The sequence below is a fragment of the Pseudomonas sp. GM102 genome (genome assembly GCF_000282555.1).
Lineage (GTDB): Bacteria > Pseudomonadota > Gammaproteobacteria > Pseudomonadales > Pseudomonadaceae > Aquipseudomonas.
Genome location: NZ_AKJB01000003.1, coordinates 1 through 17,944 on the forward strand (window position 1 = coordinate 1; position 17,944 = coordinate 17,944).

At 61.1% G+C, this 17,944-nt stretch carries 17 protein-coding genes; 3 read left to right on the top strand and 14 right to left on the bottom strand.

From position 1 onward, the window contains the following. The 14 genes from PMI18_RS28390 to tssA form a co-directional block, all read right to left on the bottom strand. Window positions 1-232, bottom strand: a 232-nt coding sequence (locus PMI18_RS28390; protein ID WP_007894463.1) for a hypothetical protein, incomplete at its 3' end; no start/stop codon positions are given. Between the two features lie 12 nt (window positions 233-244). Then, the gene (locus PMI18_RS28385; protein ID WP_007894466.1) at window positions 245-679 is read right to left on the bottom strand and encodes a DcrB-related protein; all 435 of its coding nucleotides are present in this window, start codon (window positions 677-679) and stop codon (window positions 245-247) included. A gap of 18 nt (window positions 680-697) precedes the next feature. Next, window positions 698-2,635 carry a type VI secretion system Vgr family protein gene (locus PMI18_RS28380; protein ID WP_007894468.1) on the bottom strand — a complete coding sequence of 646 codons (1,938 nt, stop codon included), beginning with the start codon at window positions 2,633-2,635 and terminating at the stop codon, window positions 698-700. Window positions 2,636-2,807: 172 nt separating this feature from the next. Further along, complete coding sequence (gene tssH / locus PMI18_RS28375; RefSeq protein ID WP_007894471.1) at window positions 2,808-5,486, bottom strand: type VI secretion system ATPase TssH; 2,679 nt, start codon at window positions 5,484-5,486, stop codon at window positions 2,808-2,810. Next, window positions 5,479-6,531, bottom strand: a complete 1,053-nt coding sequence (tssG, locus tag PMI18_RS28370; protein ID WP_007894475.1) for a type VI secretion system baseplate subunit TssG — start codon at window positions 6,529-6,531, stop codon at window positions 5,479-5,481. The genes tssH and tssG overlap by 8 nt, the downstream gene beginning before the upstream one ends. Beyond that, on the bottom strand, window positions 6,495-8,354 hold the full coding sequence (gene tssF / locus PMI18_RS28365; RefSeq protein WP_007894477.1) for a type VI secretion system baseplate subunit TssF: 1,860 nt from the start codon (window positions 8,352-8,354) through the stop codon (window positions 6,495-6,497). The genes tssG and tssF overlap by 37 nt, the downstream gene beginning before the upstream one ends. After that, the gene (gene tssE / locus PMI18_RS28360) at window positions 8,351-8,863 is read right to left on the bottom strand and encodes a type VI secretion system baseplate subunit TssE (protein WP_007894480.1); all 513 of its coding nucleotides are present in this window, start codon (window positions 8,861-8,863) and stop codon (window positions 8,351-8,353) included. Before tssE ends, tssF begins: the two co-directional genes overlap by 4 nt. After that, entirely contained in the window at window positions 8,857-9,354 is a 498-nt protein-coding gene (locus tag PMI18_RS28355) for a hypothetical protein (RefSeq protein ID WP_238542568.1), read from the bottom strand. The genes tssE and PMI18_RS28355 overlap by 7 nt, the downstream gene beginning before the upstream one ends. A 10-nt stretch (window positions 9,355-9,364) precedes the next feature. Beyond that, window positions 9,365-9,805, bottom strand: coding sequence for a hypothetical protein (locus PMI18_RS28350; RefSeq protein ID WP_007894484.1), 441 nt, complete (start codon window positions 9,803-9,805; stop codon window positions 9,365-9,367). Then, a complete protein-coding gene (locus tag PMI18_RS28345; RefSeq protein ID WP_007894486.1) occupies window positions 9,802-10,260 on the bottom strand; it encodes a T6SS effector amidase Tae4 family protein in 459 nt (152 codons plus the stop codon). The genes PMI18_RS28350 and PMI18_RS28345 overlap by 4 nt, the downstream gene beginning before the upstream one ends. Window positions 10,261-10,342: 82 nt before the next feature. Next, window positions 10,343-10,831 carry an Hcp family type VI secretion system effector gene (locus PMI18_RS28340; RefSeq protein ID WP_007894494.1) on the bottom strand — a complete coding sequence of 163 codons (489 nt, stop codon included), beginning with the start codon at window positions 10,829-10,831 and terminating at the stop codon, window positions 10,343-10,345. Window positions 10,832-11,064: 233 nt separating this feature from the next. Next, window positions 11,065-12,558 carry a type VI secretion system contractile sheath large subunit gene (gene tssC, locus PMI18_RS28335; RefSeq protein WP_007894498.1) on the bottom strand — a complete coding sequence of 498 codons (1,494 nt, stop codon included), beginning with the start codon at window positions 12,556-12,558 and terminating at the stop codon, window positions 11,065-11,067. Window positions 12,559-12,573: 15 nt separating this feature from the next. Continuing rightward, window positions 12,574-13,083 carry a type VI secretion system contractile sheath small subunit gene (gene tssB / locus PMI18_RS28330; protein ID WP_007894500.1) on the bottom strand — a complete coding sequence of 170 codons (510 nt, stop codon included), beginning with the start codon at window positions 13,081-13,083 and terminating at the stop codon, window positions 12,574-12,576. 80 nt (window positions 13,084-13,163) lie between these two features. After that, a complete protein-coding gene (gene tssA / locus PMI18_RS28325; RefSeq protein WP_007894502.1) occupies window positions 13,164-14,189 on the bottom strand; it encodes a type VI secretion system protein TssA in 1,026 nt (341 codons plus the stop codon). Between the two features lie 404 nt (window positions 14,190-14,593). Between tssA and tagH the strand changes: the two genes are divergently transcribed. The 3 genes from tagH to tssK all read left to right on the top strand — a co-directional run bounded on the left by tagH (window position 14,594) and on the right by tssK (window position 17,939). Beyond that, window positions 14,594-16,000 carry a type VI secretion system-associated FHA domain protein TagH gene (gene tagH, locus PMI18_RS28320; protein WP_007894503.1) on the top strand — a complete coding sequence of 469 codons (1,407 nt, stop codon included), beginning with the start codon at window positions 14,594-14,596 and terminating at the stop codon, window positions 15,998-16,000. Window positions 16,001-16,075: 75 nt separating this feature from the next. Next, window positions 16,076-16,588: a type VI secretion system lipoprotein TssJ gene (gene tssJ, locus PMI18_RS28315; RefSeq protein WP_007894506.1), complete on the top strand. Its 513-nt coding sequence runs from the start codon at window positions 16,076-16,078 to the stop codon at window positions 16,586-16,588. 16 nt (window positions 16,589-16,604) lie between these two features. Continuing rightward, entirely contained in the window at window positions 16,605-17,939 is a 1,335-nt protein-coding gene (tssK, locus tag PMI18_RS28310) for a type VI secretion system baseplate subunit TssK (RefSeq protein ID WP_007894507.1), read from the top strand. The last annotated feature ends 5 nt before the right edge of the window (window positions 17,940-17,944 follow it).

Here is a 17,944-nt window from a genome sequence, read left to right on the forward strand (position 1 = left end):
CGGTCTTGCTCATGGCAAGGCCGACGATCGTGCCCACCACCAGGCCGAGCACGATGCACCCCAACCCGCCAGTGACGACGGTGATGCCGGTGGCCGCCACCACGGCGGCGGTGGCCAGCGCGGTGATCGCGATGTTGGCCGCGACCTCGAGCACACCGCCGAGGATGTCGGCCATCATCGAGGTGTGATCGAGCGCGTCGCCCAGTCGGGCGGCCCAGAGTGCATCAGACATGCAGGGTGCTCATCAGGCCGGAACGTCGAACAACAGCGAACTCTTGATGGTCGCCCAATGCGCGGCTTCGGCATCGCCAAGTTTCTCGGCTTTCACGTAGCTCAGGGCAAGCATTTTGCGGGTGCCGGGCAACACCAGTGCCAACTGATATTGGAAGACTTTGTCGTTGCCCTTGTTGAACTGGCTGCGCAACTCGATGCCTTCGACTTCCTGGCTGGCGCCCAGACGCACGACGACGCCCGGTTGAAAACGCAAGTCTTGCACCTGTTTTTCCAGACGCTTGAGCTGGTCGTCGAAGTTGCTTTGCAAGGTTTCGCCCTCGGCCAGCAAGCTGCGGCTGACAATCAGCGAAGTGCCCAGTTCAGGGAACTTGAGGATGTTGATCGACGCGTCTTGCAGTTCGCCTGCCGGCAGTTGGAACTGGAATTCATTGATTCGGTAAGTCATGGAACACAGATCTCGTGATTAGCCCTTGGGCTTGGGAAACGCGGCGTTAATGTTGGCGTCGATGCTGGCCTTGACGCCCTGACCATCAGGCGTGGCGCCAGCGCCGCCGCCGTTGTTCAGGTGCAGCACGCCGCCGGTGTTGATCTCGGCATCACCGCTGGCATAGAAACTGATTTGCACGCCGGTCAGGTTGATCTGGCCGCTGGCATTGAGCTCCAGGATGCTTTCACCACAAACCAGCCGCAGGTTCTCGCCCACTTCAATGACGTAGCTCTGGCTGATGCTGTCGGTCTTGCGCTGGCCCACCGAAAGAATGTCTTCCTGTTTGACGATACGCAGGCGGTTGTTGCCGATGGTCACCGTCTCGTTATGCCCAATGCTCTTGTTGCGGTCGTGGCCCACCGAGTGGCTTTCATCCACCTCGACCACGATGTCCTGATTGCGCTCGGCATGGATGTACAGCTGCTCGGCGCCTTTCTTGTCTTCCATGCGGATTTCGTTGAAGTTCGCCGGTGTGCCGCCCTTGCTCGAACGGCTTTTCATGCCGCTTTGGGTGGCGTTTTCCGGCAAGTCGTAAGGCACGGTTTGTTCGGCGTTGTAGACGCGGCCAGTGATGATCGGCCGGTCCGGGTCGCCTTCGAGGAAGCTGACGATCACTTCCTGGCCGATCCGCGGGATCTGCATCGAGCCCCAGTTTTTACCGGCCCAGGATTGCGACACGCGAATCCAGCACGAACTGTTTTCGTTGGACTGGTCGTGGCGGTCCCAATAGAAATGCACCTTCACCCGGCCGAACTGGTCGGTCCAGATTTCCTCGCCCTTGGGGCCAACCACCAGTGCGGTCTGCGGGCCTTTGACGATAGGGCGGTGGGTGTTGGGCAGGGGACGGTAGCTTTGTTGCGCGTCGATGCAGGTCAGGCTGCTTTCGAACTGCGCCGAAGCGCCAGCGCCGCCGGTTTCCCCGCTTTCCTGGGCGACGTAGTAACGGGCGCCGACGATCAGGTATTCGCGGTTCTGGTCCTGGCGGCTGAAGCCCGTGAGGCTGAACAAATGTCCCGACCCCAGGCCCCGGGCGTTGCCGGCGAACTCGACCTGTTCGTGCAGGGTCTGCAAGGCTTCGATGCGGGTGCGGGCGTAATGTTCGCCGTCTGCGCTTTGCACATAAGTGCCGGGATAGTCGTACAGCGGATAGTCGCCGGCGGTGTGCGGACGAGGCATGGCCGAGCGCACGTCAATTCGCGCGCTGGGGCGCTGGAAGTCATAGTCGTTAAGTTCCAGCGAACCCGGCTGGACTTCCTGGGCCAGGCGCCAGTCGTGAATGTGATCGCGTTCGCGCTGCTGTTCATTCTTGGGGTAGTAGGGCACCGAAGCGTAGCCGGGCACGCTGGTGTGGGCGCCATAGGCATCGGCCAGCACCAGCACATGACGACCCTGTTCATGGCGGAAGAAGTAGTAGATCCCTTCCTGCTCCATCAGGCGGCTGACGAAATCAAAGCTGGTTTCGCGATACTGCACGCAGTATTCCCACTCGCGATAGGGCCGGCTCAGGGCATCTTCGAAGTCGGAAAAACCCAGGTCGCGAAAAACCTGCTTGATGATCTGCGGGATGGTCAGGTTCTGGAAAATCCGGCAATCGGAGGTGCGGGTCAGCAGCCAAAGCCAAGGCCGCAGCGTGGCCTGGTAGCTGGCGAACTGACCCTGGTCGACGTTCTGGCTGCAACGGGCAACGATGCCATGGAAATAGCGCTCGCCACCGCCGTCCAGTTGCAGGCTCAGGCACATGGGTTTGCCCAGCAACTGGTTGAGGTCGATGGCGTTGTCCAGCGAGTGCAGTTGCAGCTCATAGTTGAACAGCCGCCCCAGCTCTTCGCCGCCGCCCATGTCCTTGAGCAACAGCACATCCGGCCCCAGGGGGCTGGTGATTTTTGCCAGGCGTGAGAGTTGCTTGAATAGCATCAGTTATCCCGTAAACGTTGTAATCGCCGCGCCGCTTTCTCCCTGCCGGAACCGGATCAAATGTGGGAGCTGGCTTGCCTGCGATAGCGGTATATCAGTCGACATCAATGCTGAATGTCACACCGCAATCGCAGGCAAGCCAGCTCCCACACTGACCGCATTCCTCCAGGGGCTATGCGGCGTCGCTGAAGTCGTAGTGCAATTCGTTATCCCGGGCGCTGATCCGCACGCCTGCCAGCGCTTTGCCTTCGAGCATGCGGGTGAGGAACTCGCGGCTCATGTCCGGCAACAGGCTGTTGGTCAGGATGGTGTCGATCATCCGCCCACCGCTTTCGGTTTCGGTGCAACGGGAGACGATCAGGTCGATCACCGCGTCGTCGTAATCGAAGGCCACTTTGTGGGTGTTCTCCACGCGCTTTTTGATGCGGTTGAGTTGCAGGCGGGTAATGGCCTTGAGCATCTCGTCGCTGAGCGGGTAGTACGGAATGGTCACCAAGCGGCCCAACAATGCCGGCGGGAAAATCTCCAGCAGCGGCTGGCGCAGGGCCTTGGCGATCTCTTCGGGCTCGGGCACGCTTTGCGGGTCTTTGCAGACCTGGGCAATCAACTCGGTGCCAGCGTTGGTGGTCAGCAGGATCAAGGTGTTCTTGAAGTCGATCACCCGGCCTTCGCCGTCCTCCATCACGCCTTTGTCGAAGACCTGGAAGAAAATCTCGTGCACGTCCGGGTGGGCTTTTTCCACCTCGTCCAGCAGCACCACGCTGTAGGGTTTGCGCCGCACGGCTTCGGTCAGCACGCCGCCTTCGCCATAGCCAACGTAGCCCGGTGGCGCGCCCTTGAGGGTGGACACGGTGTGGGCTTCCTGGAATTCACTCATGTTGATGGTGATGACGTTCTGCTCACCGCCGTACATGGCTTCGGCCAGCGCCAGGGCGGTTTCGGTCTTGCCCACGCCGGAAGTGCCCGCGAGCATGAACACGCCAATCGGCTTGCTCGGGTTGTCGAGGCCGGCGCGGGAGGTCTGGATGCGTTTGGCGATCATCTGCAGGGCATGGTCCTGGCCGATGATGCGTTTCTTCAGGTGCTGGTCGAGGTTGAGCACCGTTTCCAGTTCGTTACGGGCCATGCGGCCCACCGGAATACCCGTCCAGTCGGCAACCACCGAGGCCACGGCCTGGTAATCCACGGTCGGCAGGATCAACGGGGTTTCGCCTTGCAGGGCGCTGAGGCGCTGTTGCAGGTCCACCAGTTTCTCGCGCAGGACGTGGCTGTCTTCGGTGCCAACGTCGCGGTCTACCACGCCGACGCTTTCGCGCAGGGTGGCGCGGGTGGCGAGCAATTCGTCCACCAGGGTTTTCTCTTCGGCCCAGCGGCTTTCCAGTTCGGCCAGGCGTTCGCGCTCGGCGGCCAGCAGGTTTTCGCTGTTGCTCTGGCGGGCGCCGATGACGATGCCGATGGCGTGCTCGCGGGCGATGATTTGCAGTTCGGTTTCCAGCGCCTCGATGCGGCGACGGCTGTCGTCCACTTCGGCCGGCACGGCGTGCAGGCTGATGGCGACCCGGGCGCAAGCGGTGTCCAGCAGGCTCACGGATTTGTCCGGCAACTGGCGCGCCGGGATATAGCGATGGGACAGCTTGACCGAGGCTTCCAGGGCTTCGTCAAGGATCTGCACCTGATGGTGTTTCTCCATGGTCGAGGCCACGCCGCGCATCATCAACAGCGCCTTGTCTTCGGACGGTTCGGCGACTTGCACCACCTGGAAGCGACGGGTCAGGGCCGGGTCTTTCTCGATGTGCTTCTTGTACTCGGCCCAGGTCGTGGCCGCCACGGTGCGCAGGGTGCCTCGGGCCAAGGCGGGTTTGAGCAGGTTGGCCGCGTCCCCGGTACCGGCGGCGCCACCGGCACCGACCAGCGTGTGGGCTTCGTCGATAAACAGGATGATCGGTTTTGGCGAGGCCTGAACGTCTTCGATGACCTGGCGCAGGCGCTGTTCGAATTCACCTTTCATGCTTGCGCCGGCCTGCAACAGGCCAACGTCGAGGCTGCGCAATTCCACATCCTTGAGCGCCGGCGGCACGTCACCGGCGACGATGCGCAGGGCAAAACCTTCGACCACGGCGGTTTTACCGACGCCGGCTTCACCGGTCAGAATCGGGTTGTTCTGCCGACGGCGCATGAGGATGTCCACCAGTTGGCGGATCTCTTCGTCACGCCCGACAATCGGGTCAAGCTTGCCGCTGCGAGCCTGCTCGGTGAGGTCGACGGTAAAACGCTTGAGCGCTTCCTGCTTGCCCATGGCGCTGGGGGCCATGGCGCCGCTGGCTTCGCCAGGCACGCTGCCGGCGTTGAAACCATCACTGGCGCTGAGCGCATTTTCCGGCGAGTCACCGACGTATTCATCAAAACGCTCGCTCAGGGCCTCGGCCTTGATCTTGTCAAACTCTGCCGACAGCCCCAGTAGCCCATGGCGCAGGCTCGGCGTCTTGAGGATGCCCAGCACCAGGTAACCGGTACGCACCTGGCTTTCGCCGAACATCAGGCTGCCGTAGACCCAGCCACGCTCCACGGCTTCTTCCACATGGGAGGACAAGTCAGTGATTGAAGTCGAGCCCCGTGGCAAACGGTCCAGGGCGTCGGTCAGGTCCCGGGCCAGGCGCGCCGGCTCGATATTGAACTGGCGGATGAGGCGGTGCAGGTCCGAGTCCTGCAATTGCAGCAACTGATGAAACCAGTGGGCCAGTTCCACATAAGGGTTACCGCGCAACTTGCAGAACACGGTGGCGGCTTCGATGGCTTTGTAGGCCACGCTGTTGAGTTTGCCGAACAACGCGGCGCGACTGATTTCACCCATGCTCTTGGCTCCTTGAGGTGTGTGAGGTGTTGGCCTGCTCGGCGTAATGCCGGGCCAGTATTAAGTCCTTGGCATCTTTTTCGGGCTTGCCCAGCCAGGTATTGAAACCCAGGCGGAACTGGCGATTGAGTTGCAGCGCCGGTACTTCGGGCTGTTTCAGAACCAGGTTCAGGTCCCAGTCCAGTTCATGGCCCAGGTATTCGGCTACCCAGGCCACCAGCTCATTGAAGGGTTGGCTACCGGGCAGCATGCTCATGTAGTCATCCAGCTTGAGTGGCCCCAGGCGAATGCGGAATTTGTGCTGGCGATCCCAGACGTAACGGCCCAGGCAAAAATCCACGCCCAATCGATGAGCGCTGGCGCCCACGCGGCTGCGTTCCGGCAGTTCCAGCCATTGGCCGACGTACTCTTCGATCTCCACCGGCAGGCCGAAGTACTCGCTGAGAATGGCCTTCAAACCATCCGGGTAGCGGGTTTGTGCCGACAGATGACCGCTGTAGTGCAACTTCGCCGTATCAGGGATCAGCCCTTGTTTGAGCAGGCTCGGCATGCCCCGGCCGCTCAGTGCTGCCAGGCGTGCCGACCAGTAGTCATCGTCCGGGCGGTCATGGCTGACCGTCGGCCGCGCTTCGGCCCAGGCCCGGTAAAACAGGCTCAGCAGACGGTGATGGAACACATCCAGGAAGCGTTTACTGGTGCTGTCGGCGTTGTTGCGCTGGCGTTCGCGCACATATTCGGTGAGGTGCAGCGGCAATGGGCCGTTGGGGCCGCCGAGGCCGAAAAAGAACTGCTCCAGGCGCGCCGGCGCACCGTCGACGCCCGGCTGTACCGACGCCAGGGTCGCCGGGGCGAAGGTGCAATCGGCTTGTTGCCCAAGGCGCAGCGGATCATCGGCCAGACGCAACGAATGGCCCAGGCGCGGCAGTTCAGGCGATTCGCACTCGATGCGCCGCAACGCCTGGAAGAAGTCGTATTCCCAGGGCTCCTGGTGCATCGCGTCCAGAGTACTCACAGGGTCGGACGGCGTCCTGGCTTGGCTTTCCATCGCATGATCTCGCCGCGTTCGGTGGTACGGATCACCGTCTCGGTAAAACTGTTGATCGACACGTAGCGTGCCAGGAAGCGTTCGAACACTGCACCGAGCAAGAAGACCCCAGTGCCGCGAAACGCGTTTTCATCGAATTCCAGGGTGATCTCCAGGCCACGACCAAACACGATCGGGCCGGGCATCGGCAGGCGTCGGGTGCAGGCCTTGCTGCTGACTTCGCGCAGGCCTTCGATCTGCAATTGCAGCGCCGCGTCGTTGCTATCGCCATACAGGCGCAGCAGTTCGCGCAGGGCGGCGGCGCCCTGGCCTTGCTCGCTGAGGGACAAGTAATTCAGCGAGAGCTGGCTGATCAACCGCCAGGCCTTGGCATCGTGGGCATGGCTGGCGCGTGGACGGCTCGGGCCTGCCACGCAGCGCACCGCCGCGACAGGTGCGCTGTCGGCCAGGGTGAAGTCGGTCTTGCTGTTGCCCACACTCATGAACAGCGGCAGGTCGCGGTTGGTGCACAACGCTGTTACGCCCAGTTGGCGCAAGTCGTGACGATAAGGCGCCTGCTGGCTGTCCACCAGGCTGACGAAGGTTTCGCTGCCGATGTAAGTCGAGCGCGGGCCGTTACGCCGCTGGCCGCTGGACAGCACGCGGGGTTCGCGCCGCACCGTGTACCAGGCCTGGTCGCGACCGTAGCGAGACGGATCGCGTACCGCATAGAACGGCAAAAAAGGCTGCTCCGACCCGGTGCCGTGGCCGGTGAGGGTGGTCAGGGAATGAATCTCGAAATCCATCGGCCGGGTGCGGTCGGCGATCACATGGTGTTCATTGACCCGTTCCGACAAGTGAATGCGATCCAGGCGCTTGGGAAACAGGTTGATGGCCGGGGTGCAGAATGGCAGGAACTGCGCGGCTCCGACGCTGCCTTCCAGGCTCGGATCGTGACGGTCGAACAGCACGATCAATTCCAGTTCCTGGCCGTCGCAGCGTTTGACCGCCCGGCTCAATTGGGTGAAGTCGACAAACAGAAAACGGTGGGGCAGGGCGAAGTATTCCTGCAACAGGCGATAGCCCTGGAAGGCCCGCGAGACCACTGGCAGCGCGGCGTCGGTATCGTCGAATCCCTGGGAGCGCAGTGCGTCCTGCGGCAGGCGCTCCACCCAGTTACCGCCGGGCTGACGGGCGAACACGGCGCAGACGTTACCCAGCAGCTGTTCGTAGAGGCGGAAGGGCTGCTCGTCTGCTCCGTTGAGGTACAGCGGCAGGTTGTCCAGGGCCAGACTGTTGAACGGTAGTTCGGCGCCGGTGCGCAGGGTCAGGCGCAGGCCGGCCTTGGCCTTGGGTTCACTGGCGGCCAGGCGCCCGAGCATGGCGGACGGGTTGCCGAAGTACTCGGCCTGGCTGACTTGCAACGGCCACAACGTCACCGCGTGGGCGGTGCGGTACTCGCAGCAGGTTTGGGTTTCGCGGCCCAGGGCGGCGCGCAGGACCGTGTCCCGGGGCAGCGGGAAGCCACTGCTCAGCGAGCCTTCATCGGGGTCGGCCTGCAATTGCACCACGGTCATCGACGGTGTCGGCGCCAGGTAATGGGGGTACGCGATTTCCAGCAGGTTGTGGGTGAAGGTCGGGTATTCGGCATCGAGCTTGAGTTGTACCCGCGCCGTCAGATAAGCAAAACCTTCCAGCAAGCGCTCGACGTACGGGTCGGCGCAGTCCATGCCGGACAACGTCAGCCGACTGGCGATTTTCGGGTATTCCTGGGCGAACTCCGCCGCGCTTTCGCGCACGTGGTGCAATTCCTGGTTGTACAGTTCCAGCAGGCGCGGGTTCATGAGCGTCTCCGCTGTTCGGCGTTGATCACTCGCACATGGCCGGATTCCAGGTCCAGGTCGGTCTGCAGCATCAGGCGCAGCGGCACTGGCTGCGCCCAGAGATCGCCTTCGATCTCGAAACTCAGGGCGTTGTGGTTCATCTCGGCGGATGCCCGGGCCCGCACGCGCAAGGTGTTACGCAGAATCCGCGGTTCGAAGGTGGCGATGGCCTGGTGGATCAGCGCTTCAAGCGCCGCGATATCGACGTTCGACGCACTGTTGCCGGCCAGCGCCGGCAGCCCGAAGTTGACCACCGACGTGCCGGCCGGGGTGTGCAACGTCGCATCGGCGCTGAGCAACGAAGTGGTGTTGAGCAGCCACGCCAGGTCACGCAGCACCGAAGCTTTCAGTTGGGTCAGGGAGAGCACGCGCTTGTCGGCGCTTTCCTTGAGGTTGCTCGGGTCGTCGTCGGTCAACCGGTCCAGCAGGGACGGTTGCAGGCGATCGCGGGTGGCGATTTCGGTTACCACGAGAAATGCGCCACGAAACTTTTCTGGTCCATGACGCCGGTCATGCAGCCAGCACTATGAGCGACTTTCGACACTTCCATGGGCTGGCCCTTGATTTGGCGGATGGCCTGATACCGAGCGTCACAATCACGGCTCGGAGGGGGCTCGGGCGTGGAGTGCTCCACGATAATGATTTGGGCGTTGTTGAAGGTTTCGACCCGTGGCTGCCCCTTGCGGTCGACGCTCAGAAAACACGGCCACGGCATGTCCAGTTTCAAGAGGCTTTGGTCCTGTTTGCGTAACGCACATTGCTGATCGTGGTTTTCCAGAGTCAATGTTTGTCCGGCAAAAATGACTTGGTTGCTGGGTGCCGCGAGTTGCTTTTGTTCGGCCCAGGCATTAGCGCTCAACAGGAGGCCGCTAGTGAGCAGAATCAACAGGGTTCGCTTAGTCATTTCAACCCTCAAAGCCAACCTGTCATGAGTGATACGCAAAATCGTGGGCGATTGCATGTGAAGTCGCTTACCAAGTGAAAAGCGCTGTGTAGTCTTTCTGATCACCTGCACCGCGCACGCAACTGGCACTGCGTGCGACGATCGAAGGTTCGAGCTGGCCGTTGATTTGACGAATGGCGCGGTACTCGGACCGGCATTCACGACTGTTCGCGGGGTCAACGTTCACATGCAGCACGATCACGATCGGTACGTTGTTGAAGGATTCAATGTGAGCCTTGCCCTGTCGGTCGACCGCAAACTGGCAAGGCCATGGCATTTCGAGGGCTAGCATGCTCTGATCTGGTTGACGCAACATGCATTGCTGCTGGTCGTTCTCCAGCATCAATCGTTGTCCGCCCAAGGTGACGACTTGATCCTCGGAAGCTGGAGTAGTTTGCTGGCCGGCGCACGCCCACAGGCTCGACAACACGCAGCACAAGGCCGCCAGGTTTCGGCTGGATTTGATCATGTCAGCTCCCAGAACCAGATGGCTTTGGATCGGTAGGCAGGGTCGTTGTAGCGGCCAATGGTCAAGCCACGATTCCATAGGTCGATATGATCGCCGGTGCGACCGTCCGGTGACTCTCCTACCTGCTGAAAACAATCCTTGAAGAAGATGAGCCCGGTCTTGTCTTGCAACTTGCGGCGTTCTTCGGCACTGCCACCGAGAATCTGTGGCCGCCCCAGATGATGCTTCCACAACCAGTTCGCCAGTGATTCGGCACCCCTGGCGTGCTCATGTGCACATTTGGGTTCGGTATAGGTGGATTTGTTGACCTTGATGGTCAGCTCTGCATTGAGCGTCATGCTCATGCGGATAGCACACTGGTTTGCCCAAGGCCCTTCACAGGGCTTTGCGTCAGGGTACTTAATCAGCAGATCGGAATACGCTTTCCACAAATTAATAAACGAAGGCTTGGCCATGACTCAGACACCGGATAGGAAAGGATTGGATTCGAGCAAGCACCAAAACACCCCCGGCGCATAACACCGGGGGCATCTTCGATTACACCTTGACGTTCTGGCGGATGTTCCAGCCGAACTTGACCGGCCCGCCTTCCTTGGTGCCGTCGGCTTTTTGCGGCTGGTAGTCCACCAGCACCTTGGCGAAGTTCAGGGTGAGGTTTTCGGTCAGGCGATCATCGCTACCCGAGCCGCCGGTGCTCAGGGAAGTGACCAGCACTTCTTCCAGGTTGATGATCATGTACTCGACCTGGCTTTCGCCACCGGCCTTGCGCACGGTCAGCTTGACCTTGTCGATGTGCTTGCCGCTGGCGCAGTGCATCATCAGGTTCGGTGAGGCTTTGTCGACGTACTTGGTCAGCGACAGGTCCTGGATGTTCACCTTGCCGGCACCACCACCGCTGCCCACGTGCATGTTGCCGGACTGAGACATGCCCCAGCTCCAGTTCAAGACGTCGATCTCGTCCTTGTGGGCCTTGTCCATGGACTCGCCCTTGATGTCGCCGATCTTGATGAAAATATCAACAGCCATGTTTTCTCCCTGTGTGGTCACTACCACATTGTTTGGTTAACGCCGACCTTGCGAAATCTGTTCAAAGCACCTGCAGAATCACGCTTTCTCGAGCCTGGTCCAATGCCAGTCAAGGCACAGAACCTGTGGGAGCCGGGCTTGCCCGCGATGCAGGCACTGCGGTTTTCAGCAGAACCGCGTTGATGCCATCGCGGGCAAGCCCGGCTCCCACACAAGCGTGCCGCCGCAGGTTTTTATGCGCCTTTGGCCGAAGGCAGCTTGGATACCAGGCGCAGCGACACGGTCAGACCTTCGAGCTGATAGTGCGGGCGCAGGTAGAACCTGGAGTTGTAGTACCCCGGGTTGCCTTCCACGTCCTCGACGATCACTTCGGCCGCAGCCAATGGGTGCTGGGCCTTGGTGGTTTCGGTGGAATGCGCCGGGTCACCGTCGACGTAGTTGAGGATCCAGTCCTGCAACCAACGCTGCATTTCGTCCTTCTCTTTGAAGGAGCCGATCTTGTCGCGCACGATGCACTTCAAGTAATGAGCGAAACGGCAGGTGGCGAACAGGTACGGCAGGCGCGCGGCCAGGTTGGCGTTGGCGGTGGCATCCGGGTCGTCGTACTCGGCCGGTTTCTGCAACGACTGGGCGCCGATGAACGCGGCGAAGTCGGTGTTTTTCTTGTGCAGCAGCGGCATGAAACCGTTCTTCGCCAGTTCCGCTTCGCGGCGGTCCGAAATGGCGATTTCGGTCGGGCACTTCATGTCCACGCCACCATCGTCAGTCGGGAAGGTGTGCGCCGGCAGGTTTTCCACTTCACCGCCAGACTCCACGCCACGAATGCGCGAGCACCAGCCGAAGTGTTTGAACGAACGGTTGATGTTCACCGCCATTGCGTAAGCGGCGTTGGCCCAGGTGTACTTGGAGCTGTCGGCACCGTCGGTGCTTTCTTCGAAGGCGAAGGCCTCCACCGGATCGGTCTTGGCACCATACGGCAGACGCGCGAGGAAGCGCGGCATGGTCAGGCCGATGTAGCGCGAGTCTTCCGATTCGCGCAGCGAGCGCCAGCCGGCGTATTCCGGGGTGGTGAAGATTTTGGTCAGATCGCGCGGGTTCGACAGTTCCTGCCACGAGCCCATGCCCATCACGGTCGGCGATGCGGCTGCGATGAATGGCGAGTGCATGGCGGCGCAGACTTTCGACAGTTCGCCCAGCAGTTCCACGTCCGGCGGCGACTGGTCGAAGTAGTAATCGCCCACCAGGCAACCGTAAGGTTCGCCGCCGAACTGGCCGTATTCTTCTTCGTACATCTTCTTGAAGATCGGGCTCTGGTCCCACGCGGTGCCCTTGAATTTCTTCAGGGTCTTGTGCAGGTCGGTCTTGGAGATGTTGAGCACGCGAATCTTCAGTTGCTCATCGCTCTCGGTGTTGTTGACCAGGTAATGCAGGCCACGCCAAGCGCTTTCCAGTTGCTGGAAATCGGGGTGGTGGATGACCTGGTTGACCTGGGCGGTGAGCTTGGCGTCGATGGCGGCGATGATTGACTCGATCGACTTGATGGCGTCGTTGGACACCAGGTCGGTCTGCGCCAGGGCCTGTTCGGCCAAGGTGCGCACGGCGGTCTCGACGGCTTCGCGAGCGCGTTCGGTCTTGGGTTTGAATTCTTGCAGCAGCAGGGAGGCGAACTCGCTGGCTTCTTCGGTGGTGCTCAGTGTCTGAGCGTCTGCACGTACTGAATCGGTCATGATCATTCGTCCTGATTAAGCCTGAGGCTCGGCTGGCTTCGGCGCACTGGCAAGCGCCTGGAGCAGCGCCGGATCCTTGATGGCCTTCATGATGATTTCTTCGGCACCGGTCTTGCCGTCCATGTAGGTCAGCAGGTTGGCCAGTTGGGTGCGCGCTTCGAGCAACTTGTTCAGCGAGTCGACTTTGCGCGCCACAGCGGCCGGGCTGAAGTCGTCCATGCTTTCAAAGGTGATGTCCAGGCTCAGGTTGCCTTCGCCGGTCAGCTCGTTGGGCACGTGGAACGCGACGCGTGGCTGCATGGCCTTGAGGCGTGAGTCGAAGTTGTCGACATCCACCTCCAGGAACTTGCGATCGGCCACAGGTGCCAGAGGCTCGGCGGGCTTGCCGGCGAGGTCCGCCATGACGCCCATGACGAAGGGCAACTGGACCTTTTTCTCGGCGCCGTAGAGCTCGACGTCGTACTCGATCTGCACTCGAGGCGCACGGTTGCGCGCGATGAATTTCTGAGAACTTTGCTTCGCCACGTTGCTGCTCCTGGTCGCTCAAGCGACGGTGTTGGCGTCATCGGTGGTACCGGTGACGTGACTGCGTGATCCGTTCGCTTTTATTCGCTGTCTGGTCCGCGCAGGTTTTCAAATTGGCTCATGCCATCGGGAATCAGGTTGCGCACGATGGCCGCAAAGTCGGCGTGCACCAGATGCTTCGCCCGGTTCAACAGCACCGGCAGTGGGCTGGAGGGCTCATGACGGGTGTAGTACGCAAGAATCCGGTCCAGGCTGCGCAGCACGTCGTCGCGGTTGTTGATTTCGCCAGTGCCGGTACTGCGCGGTGCGCTCGGTGTGGTGGCGTATTCAACCGGCGCGGTGCTGTCTTCGCTGAGAGTATCGGGCAAGGGGCTGTCGCCGTTCTGGGGGGCGAACTGGCCGAGAATCTGCAAGGCCATTTTGAGCGGTTGCTTCAATGGGCCAAGGTCAACGCCCTGGGCGGAACCGATTTGTTCGCTGACCTGTTGCTCGATGGCCTCGGCGACGCTGCGGGCCTCGTGCAAAGCGGCGCGGGTGATTTCCAACTGTTCGGGATCGCTGTCCAGGAACGCCCCGGCGAGCTGCTCGGCGCCGAGGCTTTCGTCAGGGAAGCTTTGCAGGCCGCTGGCATTGGCGGCGGCGCGCAGGCTGACAGCACCAAAGGTTCGCGAACGGGCCAGGATGCTTTCGCGCAGCAGGCGAATGGTGGCATCGGACGTCAGGCCGGCGAGGGCATTGATGCGCACGGTGGGGTCGTTGTTGTCTTCGGCATCCAGGCGCGGATGCAGGTCGGCCCAGTATTGCTTGAGCAATTCGCTGATCAGTGTCAGGACGCGAGCCAGGCCGGTGACGCCTTCGAGGGCAAGGGAGCTTTGCAAAAGGAAATGGGTGATACGCAGGTCTTTGCTGCGTTGCAACAAATCCAGACTTTGCTGCTGGATGCTGCGCCATTCAGGCGGGGCGGCAGGCAATATCGAATCGCCCATGCTGCGCTCGGGCTGGCCTTGGGAATCGCGTTCCAGGCGCAAAAAATCCGCGTCATATTCCAAATCTTCGCCACAAGGCGAAGTCGCGGAAACGGCGGCAAGCAGCAAAGGCACTTCCACTGAATTTGATCTCCATATCGCCCGTTCGAGAGTCGGGCCGTTCACATGTAAGTTCCAAATGGAACTTCACATGTTTCCTTGAGGGTAATGGCCTTTTAGATATTCGGCGATCTTAAAGTGCCATCATCTATATTCAAGAAGTTATGCATTTTTGGTGTAGTACTTATGGCTTGTCAAGGTAAGCTATTTCCTATGTGTGACAGATGTGAAGTGCTTAACAACCCGCGCGACCGATAGGTCGAAGCAGGCACTGATGCAGGTTTTTTGTCACGCAAGCCGGTTAAGATCAGCAATCATGCTGTTAAAAGACGGTTTCAAGGTTGTTTTTGCAAGGTTGTCGGAGCGAGTCTGGCGGGAATGAATCCCGATTCGCCCGCGCGCAAAGTGTTCAGCAAGGAGGCAAGATGTCGCTGTGTTTGACTATCACTAGTTATCACAAAATTACCCCTGGCCAGTGCCCTGAGAAATCCATGGATCAGGGCGTGATGGCAATTGGCCGTAATTCTGATAATGACTGGGTATTGCCCGATCCAGAGCGTTTGGTGTCCGGTAAACATTGCGTTATTCAATATAAAGATGGCCGGTATTACTTAACTGATAACAGCACTAACGGTGTGGAATTGGTCAAGGCCGGTATACGTCTGCGCAAGGGCAACAGTGAGCCGTTGCAAGATGGCGAAGTTATCCGCATCGGTGATTATGAAATCCAGGCGCGTATCGATTTCAGTCTGCCGGTGACCGACGGCAACCCTTTCGCCGATTCGTCCAGCAGCTTCGAGGCCCTGATGGGGCGTCAGGGCGCCGTCGTGAATACGCCGACGTCGTTGCCCGTGGCACCACCTGCACATTTTCAGGGCGTATCGGCCATGGACACGATGCCGGACCTGTTCGACTTTCTGACGCCGGCCAGCGTCCCGCCGGCCACTCAGCCCGACCATGTCCCGGCCGAGCAGCACGACTTCCGCCCACCGACCCCGATCCCCGTCCCAACGCCCGTGGCCGGGCCTGCGCCGCTGGTGTCGGCCCCGGTGATTCCGGAAGATTGGGACCTGTTCAGCGACAAGCCTGCACCGGTGGCGATCGCCCCGCTGCCTGTTACAGAGGTTGCGCCGCCGCCCGTACCTCACATCAGCGTACCGATCGAGCCGGCACCTCTTTGCGAACCACCCGTGGCCGTGGTCGAACGCCTGGTCGATCCGGTCAGCCCGGCCGACAATTCTCAACCCGACCTGTTGCAAGCCTTTCTGCGCGGTGCCGGGCTGGATCAAGTGCGTCTGGACAAGGCGCAGGCCGAGGCGCAAATGGAAAGCATCGGCCGCAGTTATCGGCTGATGGTCGAAGGCCTGATCGATGTCTTGCGCGCCCGTAGCAGCCTCAAGGGCGAGTTCCGCATTCAGCAGACGATGATTCAACCGGTGGAAAACAACCCGCTGAAATTCGCTCCCAACGTCGATGAAGCATTGCTGTTGCTGTTGCGCCACAGCAATCAGGCGTTCATGGCGCCGGACCTGGCCGTGCGCGACAGCTTCGATGACTTGCGTGCCCACCAATTGGCGGTGATGGCCGGCGTGGAAGCGGCGATCAAACACCTGCTGGCGCGCTTCGAGCCGGCGCAACTTGAAGAGCGCATGGGCAAGCCCGGTGGCCTGTCGAGCATTTTCAGTGGTTCGCGACAGGCCCAGTACTGGCAGCAGTTCACCGAGCTCTACAGCAATATTTCCCGCGAGGCCCAAGAGGATTTCCAGGACCTGTTCGGTCGTGAATTCAGCCGCGCCTACGAAGAACACAGTACAAGGCAGCGCCGCGGCTGAGCGTCGCCATCGCATAGCACCATTCCTAGCAAAAAACGGAACAACGGATAGCTGAAACGTCATTGAGGACGCAGGATGATTCCCAGGTTTTTACTCGCAGTTGCCACCGCGCTTCTGCTGACCGCATGTGCCAAGGATGCGGCCAAACCCCAGCCCGAAGAGGCTGAGGCCGAGGCCGATACGGCCGCCGTCGAGTTGCACTTTCACGCCATTGCCGGGCTCAACCCCGGCGCCACTGGCCAGCCAGCCCCGGTCCGGGTGCGTATTTTCGAATTGAAAAATGCCGCCACCTTCGGCCGTTCCGATTATTTCGCACTGGCCGAACGGGCCCAGGCGACGCTCGGCGCCGATCTGATCGATCAGGACGAAGTGCTGATCCAGCCCGGCCAGCAGTTGAGCCTGCAGCGCGACCTCGACCCGGCCACCCGCCATATCGGCGTACTGGTGGGGTATCGCGAGCTGGATCAATCGTTGTGGCGCGCGGTGATGAATGTCCCGCCGCGCCAATACACCGAATACCAGATCAGCCTCGACGTGCGAGCCGTGCGCAGCGCCGTTGTGGTTTCCCCATCCAGCCCTGCCCAATAAGCAATCGGAGCCCCCCATGTCCTGGAACAATCGTGTGGTCTGGTCGGAAGGCATGTTCATTGGAACGCAGCACTTTCAGCAGCATGACCGTTACCTGGAGAACCTCATCGACGCCCGGAGCCGCCCGTTGTCGGCCGGCGCCTGGGGGTTCTCCGAATTGCTGATCGACCAGGGTCTGCTGGCCCAGGGCAAACTGGCGATCATCTCGGCGCGGGGCCTGTTGCCGGACGGCACGCCATTCAACATCCCCCAGGATGACCTGGCGCCGAGCCCGCTGAATGTCGATGACAACCTGCGCGATGGCTTGGTGTACCTGGCCTTGCCGCTCAAGCGCGCCGGTGCGCGAGATACCGTTGACGAAGGCGAGGCCCTGGGCGCTGCGCGCTACGTGAGCCAGGTGCGCGAAGTCCGGGACGACAACGCGCCGTTCGAGAACCAGGCCCCCGTGGCCGTGGGGTCGAGGGCGCTGCGATTGTTGGTAGCCCAGGATGGCATCAGCGACTACGCCGCCATCGGTCTGGTACGAATCAAGGAGAAACGTGCCGACCGAGCTTTGGTGCTCGACGACACTTACATCCCGCCGCTGCTGGATGTGGTCGCCTCCAACCCCCTGGCGGCGTTTCGCAGCGAACTGCTGGGCCTGCTTCATCAGCGCGGCGAAGCCCTCGCCGGGCGAGTGGTGGCGTCCGGTGCCGGCGGTGCCTCGGAGATTGCCGATTTCATGCTGCTGCAACTGGTCAACCGTGCCCAGCCGCTGATCCAGCACTTGAGCCAGTTGAGCCCGTTGCACCCCGAGCGGTTCTACAGCGAGCTGGTGAGTCTGGCCGGGGAGTTCTCGACCTTTACTGCTTCCGGGCGGCGACCCCAGGAATACCCGCAATACCAGCACGATGACTTGGCGCTGAGTTTCGCGCCGGTGATGCAAGCCCTGCGTGAGGCGCTGTCGATGCTGATCGACAGCAAGGCCACGCCGATTCCGATTGTCGAAAAAGCCTACGGCGTCCACGTCGCGATGCTGGCCGACAAGTCCCTGCTCGACAGCGCCAGCTTCATCCTGGTGGTGCGCGCCGACGTGCCCGCCGAAACCCTGCGCGGCCACTTCGGCCAACAGAGCAAAGTCGGCTCGGTGGAGCACATCCGCAACCTGGTCAACCTGCAATTACCGGGCATTGGCCTGCTGCCGCTGCCGGTGGCGCCACGGCAGATCCCGTATCACGCCGGCTCCACCTATTACGAACTGGACCGGGGCAGCGAGCATTGGCAGCAACTGGCCAACTCCGGCGGTTTTGCGTTCTACATCGCGGGGCAATTCCCGGGGCTGAACCTGGCTTTCTGGGCGATCCGAGGATAAACCGC